At 41.4% G+C, this 12,321-nt stretch carries 11 protein-coding genes; 4 read left to right on the forward strand and 7 right to left on the reverse strand.

Features of this window, described 5'->3' with window-relative positions:
* Positions 1 to 369: 369 nt before the first annotated feature.
* Positions 370 to 537: a hypothetical protein gene (locus DC094_RS22005; protein WP_158527205.1), complete on the reverse strand. Its 168-nt coding sequence runs from the start codon at positions 535 to 537 to the stop codon at positions 370 to 372.
* On the opposite strand from DC094_RS22005, the gene putP reads away from it, so the two are divergent.
* The gene (gene putP, locus DC094_RS04105) at positions 536 to 2,029 is read left to right on the forward strand and encodes a sodium/proline symporter PutP (protein ID WP_116685795.1); all 1,494 of its coding nucleotides are present in this window, start codon (positions 536 to 538) and stop codon (positions 2,027 to 2,029) included. The genes DC094_RS22005 and putP overlap by 2 nt on opposite strands.
* Before the next feature lie 828 nt (positions 2,030 to 2,857).
* On the opposite strand, the gene DC094_RS04110 is transcribed toward putP, so the two are convergent.
* Together DC094_RS04110 and DC094_RS04120 are read right to left on the reverse strand one after the other, a co-directional pair.
* The gene (locus DC094_RS04110) at positions 2,858 to 3,964 is read right to left on the reverse strand and encodes a transposase (RefSeq protein WP_116685796.1); all 1,107 of its coding nucleotides are present in this window, start codon (positions 3,962 to 3,964) and stop codon (positions 2,858 to 2,860) included.
* Between the two features lie 686 nt (positions 3,965 to 4,650).
* Positions 4,651 to 5,724 carry an SGNH/GDSL hydrolase family protein gene (locus DC094_RS04120; RefSeq protein WP_116685798.1) on the reverse strand — a complete coding sequence of 358 codons (1,074 nt, stop codon included), beginning with the start codon at positions 5,722 to 5,724 and terminating at the stop codon, positions 4,651 to 4,653.
* A gap of 354 nt (positions 5,725 to 6,078) precedes the next feature.
* Here DC094_RS04120 and DC094_RS04125 point away from each other — a divergent pair, with 354 nt between their 5' ends.
* Positions 6,079 to 6,738, forward strand: a complete 660-nt coding sequence (locus tag DC094_RS04125; protein ID WP_133245460.1) for a hypothetical protein — start codon at positions 6,079 to 6,081, stop codon at positions 6,736 to 6,738.
* 455 nt (positions 6,739 to 7,193) lie between these two features.
* Here the strand turns inward: DC094_RS04125 and DC094_RS22010 are convergent, their stop codons facing one another.
* A complete protein-coding gene (locus DC094_RS22010; protein ID WP_158527206.1) occupies positions 7,194 to 7,364 on the reverse strand; it encodes a hypothetical protein in 171 nt (56 codons plus the stop codon).
* 56 nt (positions 7,365 to 7,420) lie between these two features.
* Positions 7,421 to 8,494, reverse strand: coding sequence for an SGNH/GDSL hydrolase family protein (locus DC094_RS04135; RefSeq protein ID WP_116685801.1), 1,074 nt, complete (start codon positions 8,492 to 8,494; stop codon positions 7,421 to 7,423).
* 539 nt (positions 8,495 to 9,033) lie between these two features.
* On the opposite strand from DC094_RS04135, the gene DC094_RS21845 reads away from it, so the two are divergent.
* Positions 9,034 to 9,222, forward strand: a complete 189-nt coding sequence (locus tag DC094_RS21845; protein WP_133245461.1) for a hypothetical protein — start codon at positions 9,034 to 9,036, stop codon at positions 9,220 to 9,222.
* A 913-nt stretch (positions 9,223 to 10,135) separates the two neighbouring features.
* Positions 10,136 to 11,137 carry a hypothetical protein gene (locus DC094_RS04145; RefSeq protein WP_116685803.1) on the forward strand — a complete coding sequence of 334 codons (1,002 nt, stop codon included), beginning with the start codon at positions 10,136 to 10,138 and terminating at the stop codon, positions 11,135 to 11,137.
* Between the two features lie 321 nt (positions 11,138 to 11,458).
* Here DC094_RS04145 and DC094_RS22820 read toward each other — a convergent pair whose 3' ends face one another.
* Both DC094_RS22820 and DC094_RS04155 read right to left on the reverse strand, forming a co-directional pair.
* Positions 11,459 to 11,566 (reverse strand): transposase, encoded by a 108-nt coding sequence (locus DC094_RS22820; protein WP_116686200.1) that lies wholly within the window; start codon positions 11,564 to 11,566, stop codon positions 11,459 to 11,461.
* 232 nt (positions 11,567 to 11,798) lie between these two features.
* On the reverse strand, positions 11,799 to 12,236 hold the full coding sequence (locus DC094_RS04155; protein ID WP_116685804.1) for a YqaA family protein: 438 nt from the start codon (positions 12,234 to 12,236) through the stop codon (positions 11,799 to 11,801).
* Between the last annotated feature and the right edge of the window lie 85 nt (positions 12,237 to 12,321).

The following is a 12,321-nucleotide window of genomic DNA, read 5'->3' on the forward strand; positions in this document are numbered from 1 at the left end:
ATGGACAGGGAAATTAAAACTGCAAACTGGTGCTGGCAGTAAACTTTATCTTCCATTGCCTATGGATTCCGGTTTCTCTGTCCGGAATAACGATACAGAACTAGGTCAGTACGAAGTGCGCACCCGATAGCAAACAGCACGAAAGCACCAAACAGCAAAAACCGGAGATCTGGCTTTTGTCCAAATCTCCGGCGTTACACAAAACGCCTGCAACAGACTTGCTGCAAGCAGGCGTAAAACAGGCACTGAAACAGGCATAACGCTGAAGACGTCCAGAGCTCTTGTTGCAAAAAGCTCTGGAACACGACAACCAATCACTGAATAGTTATTCTTGAATAGGTCAGAAAAACAGCAAAAAACGTTCGGCTATCAGGATTGATCAGCCTTTAAACCATCACGGAATCCACAGTCACGGCCTGTTGGGCTAGATTCACCGGTCATTTCCCTAATCAAAGTGTGGTTAGGGTATTGTCTGTGAATGCCGACAGGCCACAGCGAGCATTTGAACTCGCTGACTTTTGAAAAAGGAGAAGACATGATTGCCAACTCCGGAGCAATTATTAGCACTTTCATCGTATACCTTATCGGTATGCTGGCTATTGGTTATGTCGCTTGGAAGCGAACCAGTAATGCATCAGATTATTTCCTCGGTGGCCGTACTTTAGGTCCTTGGCCTGCAGCATTAAGTGCTGGTGCATCAGATATGAGTGGCTGGTTATTGCTAGGTTTGCCCGGCTACGCTTATGCATCAGGTGTTGAAGCTTTATGGCTGGCAGCAGGCCTGTTAATTGGTACCTGGATGAACTGGTTATTTGTTGCTAGGCGCTTGAATAGCTATTCAATCACCGCTGGCGACGCATTAACCCTGCCGGAGTTTTTTGCAAATCGCTTCCGTGATACCTCCAAACTACTGCAGGTCATTTCAGCATTCTTTATTTTGCTGTTCTTCCTGTTCTACACCAGCTCTGGCCTAGTGGCTGGCGGTAAGTTATTTGAAACCGTATTCGGCCTGGATTATCAGATTGCGGTAGTGGTCGGCACTGTTTGTATTATTGCCTACACATTATTTGGCGGCTTCCTCGCCGTTTCCTGGACCGACCTGGTTCAAGGTTTATTAATGGCTGCAGCACTGGTGATTGTTCCGATTATTGCCATGCAAGCGGATGGCGGTTTTGGTTCAGTCATCGATCAAATGCGCGAATTAAACCCTGAATTATTAACCCTGTTTAATGATGCAAAGGGCGAGCCTTTAACCTTCATCGCAATTGTTTCTCTACTTGCCTGGGGCCTGGGTTATTTTGGTCAGCCGCATATTCTGGCGCGTTTTGCTGCCATTCGCAGTGGCGACGATTTACCTGCCGCTCGCCGTATTGCGGTCACCTGGTCTGCCATTGCAATGACTGGCGCAATGCTGGTGGGCTTTGCCGGTTTAATTTATGTGCAAAACCATATGGGCGGTGAGATGGGCGATAGCGAAACCATCTTTATGCTGCTGGTAAATGCACTGTTCCACCCAATTGTTGCCGGTATTTTATTAGCTGCGATTCTTGCTGCAATTATGTCTACCGCCGATTCCCAGTTACTGGTGAGCTCTTCTGCTTTGGCGGAAGATTTCTACAAGGCGCTGCTAAAACCAACCGCTAGCCAGAAAGAAGTGGTAATGGTGGGTCGAGTAGCCGTAGTTGGCCTGGCATTAGTTGCATTGGTGCTGGCACTTAATCCAGACAGCTCGGTATTAGGCCTGGTGTCTTATGCATGGGCAGGTTTTGGTGCCGCATTTGGCCCAACCCTGGTACTGGCATTATTCTGGCGCCGGATGAACCGCAACGGCGCACTGGCTGGTATTTTAGTCGGCGGCATTACCGTTGTAGTGTGGAAGCAATTAAGCGGCGGCATTTTCGATATGTACGAAATTGTTCCAGGTATTATATTTGCGACGATTGCAGTGATTGTTGCCAGCCTGGCATCTGCTGAACCAAGTAAAGAAATTACCGAAGAATTTGATAGCGTATACAAGCAAATTCATTAATTCTTTGCTTTAAAAAAACGGGCCTGCATTTTTGCCGACCCGTTTTTTATTGCTGGATGATTCTTCAAATGATTTCTTCTGGGAGCACAGGCGGCCCGCCTGCAAAGTGCCAAAGGCACTACTTGTATAGTGACTGATCGGGCTGCTGCACATTCATCAATTACGCCGCAAGCGGCGGGGAATTGGACCCAAAGAGGTTAAAAATTTGCCAAGGGTACTGAAAGAGATTTTGTAATACAAACAATGTTGCGGATTCCGAAAGCGCTGGTGTTGTTGAAGAATAGAGGGACGCCTTACCAGTTATTGATATCGAAATCATTAACTTAGAGCTCGCACCCAAATGTACTGCCTTCCAACGCATTAATGTTTATTAACTCAATAGTTTTATTGGGTATTCTTAAGATAAGCTCAAGATCATTCTTGCCGTTGATACCGATGAAACTGGTGAAACTGGTGAAAATATTAAAGCAGAATTCATTATAAGATTTGGAGCGGATTTCTCAAACAGTATCATCGCTTAGCTAGTCATCCGATAACTTAATACAAAAAAAATCAAAAGAGCTATGCTGTTCAATATATTGACGCATGGAGTACTTATGACAAAAACGCAAACGCCACCCATGATTTTAATTATATTCCAATCAAAAAATTCAATAATCGGGACAACTAAAAAATCTAGCGTTCGACGCGATTGCGGCAACCGTTTTCTTCGTCTCGAATGCAATAGTACTGAATTGATGCCACGACGAAAACCAGATTAACTCTGGTTATTGAAATCGCATATGATTTTAAAAATTCTGACTTAAATCCACTCAATAAAATCGAGAATCAAGAGGGTGGTTGTTTTCCAGGTGGTGGCGTTTGTTGTCGCCAAGCTTCGGTTTGTTGCTTGACCCGCTCTTTAAACTGCTTGAGACTCAGCGCACTGCCCATTGCATGAGCAAACTGTCGTGCACTGGCCATCACATGACTGCGGCCACTCATGGCGCTTGCCCACCAACGTGTATCAGTATTAATTTTTAACCGCTCAAAAATTGGCGGCAAACTGCTGTCCATGTGGTATTTTTTATCAGTGCGCGCCATGCGAGCGCTGGCATCGACCAATTCCAGATAGTCTTTTAATTTAAATGGCAACGGATGGACTTTATCTTTGATATTAATGCTGGACTTGGTTTCACTATCGACAAAAGGTTTTAATCGGGCGAAATTATAATCATATCGACGTTGATTGTTCTTTTTTCGAATTTTTTTCCTGCGATAATTGCTGGCGGGCAACTCAGTTTCAACTCTGGCTTGAATTGATGTGTAATCAGAGCCTTCCGAAGTTTGCGCAATACCAGCACGCAACGGATTGAGGTCAACATAAGCCATGCAGGTGAGTAATGCTTGCTCATCAAGCAGTGCTTGCGCCTTAAAACGACCTTCCCAAAAGCGGCCCTTGCATTGATCTTCAGCGTTAGCGATTCGTGCCAAAGGTTCATTGATTGAGCGCATGAACCAGCTGATGGAATAAAGCCGCTCGCGGTAAATTGTATCGGCTGTTTCTTCGACCCATTGAAGCTGAGCCTGGGTAAGTAAACGATATTTGTTTGGATCTAAATAATCCTTCACCCAAGGATGGGCTTCAAATACCTTGCAGTATTGCAGCAGGACTTGCTTGATATTCCAGTTTTTTGCACGCTCAACATCTACATACAATACCAGATGATAGTGGTTAGACATGACTGCGTAAGCTGCAATATCGACTGCAAAAGCTTGGCTGAGGCGGTCAATTCGATCGACAATCCATTGGCGGCGGTGATCATAATTTTTGCGAAATTTTTTAAGCAGGGTAGGATCTTCTCCGCACAACCACCCACGGCGTACGCATCGACTCACTACGTGGAGAAATGGATTGGCTTTTGGATCATAGAGAATCGCTCTGGGTGCTGGCATGTTGTTAAATGGACTGCTTTTTCAAGCGCCGCTCCTGCAACTTCAACGGTTGTCAGAGGCTAAAGCAAAGATACGTAGCTGTGAAATTGAAGTTTTTTTGTTTGTCATAAAGAAAATATTGGGTGGCGCATGTCCACGCATGTCCACGCATGTCCAGCAAGCATATTGGGTGGCGCATGTCCAGGGTGAGCTCGATATAGACTGGTGCGACTAAAACAGATTTCAGGCCTTACAGTCCTGTCAGAATGGAAGCTGATAACAATGAGAAAAAATATAAACTTCAAAGAATATTGGCTAGATACAGAATACTCTAAAACTCTTCACCTGATTTCGTGTTTTTTTCTGGCAGTTTTTGCTTGTGGCGCCAGCGGATCATACTGGTATATGTATTTGACTATCCCGGAGTTGGGATGCCATAAACACATATTACTTCTTTCATTTATCTACCTTCCTGTTCAGTTGGCTACTCTTTATTATCTGCTGTGCTTCAGAACTTCAGTACCAAGGTTTGCAAGAGATTCAATACAACTTGTTATTGGGCTTTCAAATATTTGGCTTGGCTTAATACTGTTTTCACTAGACTTGTGCAAACCATAATACTGGCATGGCACACTTCGCAACTTGCCCTGCCTTCTAACTCAATATTAAAAAACGGGCAAACAATTAAATATTTGCCCGCTTGTTTATTACTGCAACTTCAGCTCAAACGAAACACTACAGTTTGCAGCATCGGCAAAGCAATATGATTGCTGCTGGAGTTCACCTAATACTTGGTCAGACAGCAACTGATGCGCTCGAGTAGTTGGATGGATACTGTCCCAGAAAATAAAGTCTGCTGGACTACCATTTACTTGTGGAAAACCATTCGAGCCGGGAACAAAGCTGATCTGGCCATTCTGCTCGATAACTTGCAACCAAGTTTGTTGCGGATTAGCGAATTGCCCACTGGACGAAATATTATTAAAGAAACGAGCACCACTAACTGTTGTTACATTGTACTCCAGATCAGCAGAACGGCTTTCTCTGTAAAGTGTTACTTGTAAACGGCGGTTTACTAACTCAACAATTCGGTTTGCCTCTTCTGATCTTCCTTCTAACGCCGAAGAAATGCTAAAACGTGGCAAATCACCAATTTTAGGCAGCGTCAAAACAGCAATGTTTTTTGCGCCAGCACTTGCCAGTTGGAAAACGGAATCTGAAACCACCGAAACAATACGTTCAACTACTTGCTGACGACTAGTTAAATCGGAGTTACCTTCCAGAAAACCAACAATATCATTGCCACCGACTAAAATCGTATGTAGCGCTGCTGCCTTATTTCCCGGGAAATTAGTGACATAATTTCGAACCTGGCCTTGTAAACCCAAACCGGTATAGCCAGTTTGTTGTGCAAACAATCCATTCTGTGCAGCTTGTTGCAACTGAGTTGAATCGTGACCAATCGAACGAGCACCAGAAACTGCATAGTTAATTTGTGGCACATTCAATGATTCACTTAGGTAGTCCACCCACAAATCACCATTAGAAAAGCGCTGTGGCGGCACTGGCAGTGTTGGCAAGCCTTGGGACTGATTAAACTGGTTTACCCCTTGGACCAAAGCAGTCAGAGTTCCATTGTCAGAAAGACTATCACCGAATACCACTACAGAATTGATTCCTGCAATGGTCGGCAAATTATCTTGACTAGCACTTGCTGTCACAGACAAGCCGAGTACTGCTAAAGAAACCGCAGCTGCAGAGATCGTTTTTAATAATTTCATTTTAAGCACCACTTTTTGTAATTACTTTATTTAACCCTGACACTTCGAATTAGTTTACTTGAACAGGATCACCGGAAAAAACCGCAACACCAACGGAGAGTGGCAATTCAGTTAAAAAGACATAACCGGATGAAAATAAAGACTTAAACAAACTTAAACAACAATTAACAATTCTCGCATTATATTTTCTTCAATACTAAATATCACTTTCTTTATATAATCCAGCTAAAGCTACAATTTGTTGCTTTAAAAAATAGTCGCCAACACTATCAACTGATGGTAAACGACATCCTCCTTTTTAATTTTGATTTTCTTTGCTATTGATTAGGTTAATTTTTATTTTCAATCGACCATATGACAAAACTCAAACTCAACTTACTCATGGCTCGACTCGCTAGCCATCATACTCGGCTAGCAATTAAGCAATCTACCAACCTTGTATTTTCAGAGGCGATTGAAAAACCGCTCAAACGCTTCGCTACAGAGGCTGGTAATGCTCGCTTGTTTCGAACTCGCTACCTTACCAATGAGTATCAATCTCAGCTGAAGGTATCGAGTTTTTTTCAAAACTGGAGCTTGGCATTGCCACCTAGCTACGAGATAGCCAAGCTTTTATTTTCTGCGCGATCTGCTGCCTTAGGACAAACAGGGAATTGTGGTGAGATGTCAGAGTTTGCTTTTAGCCATCTAGCTAAATCAATGGTGTTTCCTCTGGATTTGTTACTAATTACCACTGAAGAAAATCCCTGTGATGCTCATTCTGTTTGTGTGATTGGGCGAAATGCTAAATCGGATCTATCACGGCCTGAAAATTGGGGCAATGATTGCGTTATCTGCGACCCTTGGAGTCCATTGGTTTTTCCTGCAGCAGACTATATTGAAGTCAGCCAACGGCTTCCATTTTGGTTAGCAAAGCCAATAGTTGAATCGGTTTGTAGAATGGAGTCCTGGACTGAATACCTAAAGAGCTCAATAGATACCAACAAAGGAATGACGATTAATCTATTTCGGTAATAATGCCATTTAAAGAGCCATTATTTAAATCCCATTGCCCCCTTAGAAAACTTCATATCGATTTTCATTAAGCCATGATGAATCATTGCACTTAAACGCAATAATTTTACAACTGCATTTTCGCACTATAATTTTTTATTTAAAAAACGCTCTCTTCATCCGCAAAATACAGCATTGCCCTATGCTCTATAAAACAGATACTGCAGATCAGTAGACAATTTAATCAACAGAGCATTAACAAACCCAAACCTCTTGTAAATACTAAAAAGGCATTTAAGATGTTTTGCATTCCTGAGTACTGCTATTGCTGCTAAACGAGAAACAAATACTCCAGTACTTGTCGATGTCGAAATTACTAATAGTGCATTAACCTTAAATATCTCAACAGTAAAATGACGTCACTCAAGATTTAGACGATATCTCAATAAATCGTAAATAATTATAAAACGATCGAGTTAAATTAACTGAATTAAAGTCGACATCATAAAGCTGACGGTTTTGCTGCTTGCTGTTTGAGATTCAACACAACTTGCCATTGGGCTTTCAAATATTTGGTCTGGCTTAATGCTGTTTTCACTGGATTTATGCAAACCATAATAACGGCACGGCACTTTACGACTAGCCAAGCACCCTGCCCAACAAAGAAAAACGAGCAAACAATTCATATTTGCCCGTTGGTTTATTACTGCAACTTCAGCTCATACGAAACACTACAGTTTGCGACATTGGCAAAACAATGTGATTGCTGCTGGAGTTCACCCAATACTTGGTCAGATAGTAGCTGATGCGTTCGAGTAGTTGGATGAATACTATCCCAGAAAATAAAGTCTTCTGGATTACCATTTACTTGTGGAGAACCATTAGCGTCAGGAACCAAGCTAATCTGGCCATTCTGCTCAATAACTTGCAACCAGGTTTGCTGCGGATTAGCGAATTGTCCACTCGACGAAATATTATTAAAGAAACGGGCACCATTAACCGTTGTTACATTGTACCCCAGATTGGTAAGACGGCTCTCCTTGTAAAATGCATCTTGTAAACCGCGATTTACCAATTCAACAATTAGGTTCGCTTCTTCTGATTTTCCTCTTAACGCTGAAGAAATGCTAAAACGTGGCAAATCACCAATTTCAGGCAGTGTTAAAACAACAATGTTTTTTGCGCCAGCACTTCCCAGTTGAAAAACTGAAGCTGAAATCACCGAGACAATACGCTCAACTACTTGCTGGCGATTAGTTAAATCGGAATTACCTTCCAAAAAACCAATAATATCATTGCCACCTATCAAGATCGTATGTAGCGCTGTTGCCTTATCTCCCGAAAAATTGGTGACGTAATTTTGAACTTGACCGTACAAACCTAACTCGGTATAGCCTTCTCGTAGAAATAAACCGTCCTGCGCTGATTGCTGCAGCAGAGCAGAATCATGACCTACTGCCCGAGCACCAGAAACAGCGAAGTTAAATTGGGGTACATTCAGTGATTCACTGAGGTAGTCCACCCACAAGTCTCCATTAGAAAAACGCCGTGGTCCCCGTACTGCCACTTCTGGTATTCCTTGTCCTCTATTAAACTGGTTTACTCCACGAAGCAAAAAAGTGATGGTTCCGGTGTCAGAAAGGCTATCACCGAATACCACTACGGAATTGATTCCCTGAATAACTGGCAGATTCTCCTCATTAGCACTCGCTGTTACAGATAAGCCAAGTACTGCCAGAGAAATCGCAGCTGCAGAGATTGTTTTTAATAATTTCATTTAAAGCACCTTTTTTATGAGCGACCTACTTTACCCTGACATCTCTAATTAGTTTAATTGAACACGATCACTGGAAAAAATCGTAACACCAACGGGGAGCAACGATTAAAGCGAAATAACACAACCACATGAAAATAAAAACTTAAATTAACTCAAGCAACAACTAACATTTTTCGCATTATATTTTCTTTAATACTAAGCATCACTTTCTTTATATAACCCGGCTAAAGCTATAGTTCGTTTCTTTTAAAAAATAGTCACCAGAATTATCAGTCGATAATAAACGACATTTATTTTTTTAAACTTGATTTCTTGCTATTGATTGGATTAATTTTTATTTTCAATCGACTATATGGCGAAGCTCAGACTCAACTTAACTAATGACTCCACTCGCTAACCATCATACTCGGCTAGTAATTAAGCAACCTACCAACCTTGTGTTTTTAAGGGTTACTGAAAAGTCGCTCAAACGTTTGCTACAGAGGCTTTTTTTTTCTGTGCAATCTGCGGCCTTAGGACAAACAGAGAATTATAGTGAGATGTCAGAGTTTGCTTTTAGCCATCTAGCTAAACCAATGGTATTTCCTCCAGATTGGTTACCTATTACTATTGAAGAAAATCCCTATGATGCTCATTCTGTTTGTGTGATTGGGCGAAATGCTAAGTCAGATTTATCGCGACTGAGGAATGATAATCAATCTATTTCGGTAATAATGCCATTTAAATAGCCATTATTTAAACCCCATTGCCCCCTTAGAAAACTTCATATCGATTTTCATTAAACCATAATGAATCATTGCACTTAAACGCAATAATTTTACAACTGCATTTTCGCACTATAATTTTTTATTTAAAAAACGCTCTCTTCACCCGCAAAACACAGCATTGCCGCATGCCCTACAAAGCAAATGCTGCAGATTATCAGATGATTTAATCAACAGAGCATTAACAAACCCAAACCCCTTACAAACACTAAAAAAGCATTTTAAATATTTTGCACTCTGAAGTGATGCTATTGCTACTGAAGGAAAAATAAACGCCCTGCTATTTGTTGATATCGAAATTACTAACAGCGCATCAAAGCTAACCATCTCAACAATACTATTGATAATCCTAAAGATAAATTAGAAAGTTATTGTTGTTGATTTGTGGAAGCATAAAGACGCTAACAATTTTATCTTTATCGCCGAACGAAACCAGCTAACAAACAACACTACAGTTAATCATATCAATAGCCTGATTCCTTGCACCTCATGAAATGTTGTATAATTGAAAAACGTGAAAATTTATTCATTTGAATTTATGGAATAAGATTCCAAGCTTGGCGTCTAAATTAGCCTAGATAATTTCGATGAATTTTTTAGCACTTACGTTAGCCAGCTCACTTCTTTTACTGGTATTCCAAGCAGCAGTAAATCAGATTTTCTAGAGCAAACAGCTGCCAGTTACAACCAAAATTCAAAACCGTAGGTGGAAAACTGCTTTTGCCAGAGCGGCAAATAAAGCAATATTTTTTAAATACTTACAAAACCATTAAGAAATTCTGGAAGGAGGTGCCGGACGTGATGGAGATAAATGAAATCAAATAACTCAGCACAACGACAGTTTCTTCCTACTACCTACTATTAGAAGGTGAGCGATATGAAAAAAGTATTATTATCGATGATGCTGCTTAGTTTATTAGTATCTTGCGGTAACAATCAGGGTGTAGACGCTAGCGACACTGAGAACTTAGTCTCTATCGATGGCAGCTGGATGGACTCTCTAGAGGAAGTAAACAGCGCACATGGTCTTACTGCAAAGCCAGACGATATCCCAGCATCCATGCCTGATCTAGTGACTTTGGGAAGCATCAATGCTGATGGAGACTTTGAGTTAATATACTCAGAGCATGTATCTGACATGACGATTATTGTTCTCCGAAAAGATGGCCTTAGATGGACTGGTTCGGGGTATGATTCTGACAATGTGGACCTGCTTCTAAGATCTGATTTAGTTTATTCTGTGGGCTTTACCGGTTATCTAGGAAATGGTGATTATGTATTTAGTCAGGTTATTACAGAATCAAGATTCAGTATTGGAGGATTTAGTGTCTATACCGAATCATACCTCGGATTAACATCCTTTGGCATTGACTCTTCAGATGGCGACCATCTTGCAGATGTAGGTTATCGACTTAGAACAGCCAAGCAAAACGGTGGTAAGTTCTCAGTAAACGGAACTCCCTTTTTCATTAGCAACGTGTCAATAGGGCAATACAGTCTTTATACTTATGCGACTGAGGATCTTGGGTTAGATTTATATCCCGCAACTATTGATGTTGCCGTTCCTACTAGATCTCCAGATTATGTATGTAAGGATTACATGCGCCTCTGGATCTCTGAGACAACTTCCCAGGGACAGCAGTTAGTCCAACTTCGAAGCAGTCAGGCTCAAGCCAACGCTCTTAGAGATAGGATCAATGCGCTCGGAGAAATTTCCTCTTCGCCTGATCAAGGCGCCACATACTTAGCTGTTGTAGCGAGTGTAGTAGAACGAGGTGCTGGATTCTTTGCTGTTAGACTTCTGCCTACAGGAGACTCCAATCCTTTCGTCCTTGATTCAGCATACGGAGTTTACTTAGATATAAGCTGCTACCAATGAGATATTACTTATCAAATAGTTAGAGGCACCAACTAATCTAATTTGAAAAAGATAAAGATATCAAAAGGTAGAGAAAAGTTTCGGTACAAACACACTCAATCACCACCGGCTAAAAGCCGGTGGTTTCGTATTGTGGGTACGGTTCTAAGACTCATTATTGGCTGCCAATATTCCGTTCAGAAACCACCTGTCACTTTCGGTTCGAAATAATACTCTGAATATTCCTTTATCATTCTTTCGTCACACTACCTTCAACAGAAAAAAATCAACCTTTCACCTGAAAATACAAAACCTAAATGTTGTTTAAAACCAAGAGAATCCTCAACGACTCTGTTTAGCTTCTGCTCTTTTTATTCGATGCATGATTTCATTTACAGCGATATTGGGTAGCGCGGATATAAAAAGATGTACGTGATCTTTACTAATCAGATCTTTTAACCTTTCTAACCCTGATTATTTAATAATGCTATTTCGCAATAGATACAAAACGATACTGGATTTTGATGCCGCATGACCTTGATAACGACATTCCAAAAACATCACTCACCCAACACTTCAAATGAAGCGGTAAATTATCATGGCTAAAGCTGGTGGTTTTAATATTTAAATTGGAGAATAAAATTAGAAGATTTAAATCACGAACTTCTCGGACGCTCACCGATTAAACTGCTGCAAGGGTAATTCCGATTACCACTAAATATCGCAAGCCTTTAGCCAAGGTAACAATCAGGGAAAACCTCCAGAACGGCTCTTTCATTACTCCAGCTACCAAAGTAATTGGGTCGCCAATAATCGGCATCCAGCTTAGCAACAAACTCCAGCGACCATATTTTTGGTAAAATGCATGTGCTTTAGCCAACTGCTTTTCTGAGACAGGAAACCAACGCCGATGGCTAAAGCGCTCAATATAAGTCCCTAGATACCAGTTGATCATTGAGCCTAAAACATTACCGGAAGTCGCCGCCAGCCAAAGCAGCGTCAGCGAAAAATCTTCGCTAAACACCAACCCTGCCAGCAAGGCTTCAGATTGAGCAGGAAGAAGTGTGGCAGCAACTAGAGCGGAAAGAAACAATCCCAGATAACCAGAAAGACCCAGCATAGAACATTAGCCCGAAAAACAGCCTGTCGAGAAACAAGCCCAAGAAAATCAGTAACGATTTTACATCGGAACAGGAGAAATAAAA

Source organism: Pelagibaculum spongiae (assembly GCF_003097315.1).
GTDB classification, from domain to species: domain Bacteria; phylum Pseudomonadota; class Gammaproteobacteria; order Enterobacterales; family Pelagibaculaceae; genus Pelagibaculum; species Pelagibaculum spongiae.

What these genes read in the sequence shown, in the direction of transcription:
- DC094_RS04135 (WP_116685801.1), bottom strand. Translation starts at nt 8,494, where the DNA reads ATGAAATTATTAAAAACAATCTCTGCAGCTGCGATTTCTCTGGCAGTA.
- putP (WP_116685795.1), top strand. Translation starts at nt 536, where the DNA reads ATGATTGCCAACTCCGGAGCAATTATTAGCACTTTCATCGTATACCTT.
- DC094_RS04155 (WP_116685804.1), bottom strand. Translation starts at nt 12,236, where the DNA reads ATGCTGGGTCTTTCTGGTTATCTGGGATTGTTTCTTTCCGCTCTAGTT.
- DC094_RS21845 (WP_133245461.1), top strand. Translation starts at nt 9,034, where the DNA reads ATGTCAGAGTTTGCTTTTAGCCATCTAGCTAAACCAATGGTATTTCCT.
- DC094_RS04120 (WP_116685798.1), bottom strand. Translation starts at nt 5,724, where the DNA reads ATGAAATTATTAAAAACGATCTCTGCAGCTGCGGTTTCTTTAGCAGTA.
- DC094_RS04125 (WP_133245460.1), top strand. Translation starts at nt 6,079, where the DNA reads ATGACAAAACTCAAACTCAACTTACTCATGGCTCGACTCGCTAGCCAT.
- DC094_RS22005 (WP_158527205.1), bottom strand. Translation starts at nt 537, where the DNA reads ATGTCTTCTCCTTTTTCAAAAGTCAGCGAGTTCAAATGCTCGCTGTGG.
- DC094_RS04110 (WP_116685796.1), bottom strand. Translation starts at nt 3,964, where the DNA reads ATGCCAGCACCCAGAGCGATTCTCTATGATCCAAAAGCCAATCCATTT.
- DC094_RS04145 (WP_116685803.1), top strand. Translation starts at nt 10,136, where the DNA reads ATGAAAAAAGTATTATTATCGATGATGCTGCTTAGTTTATTAGTATCT.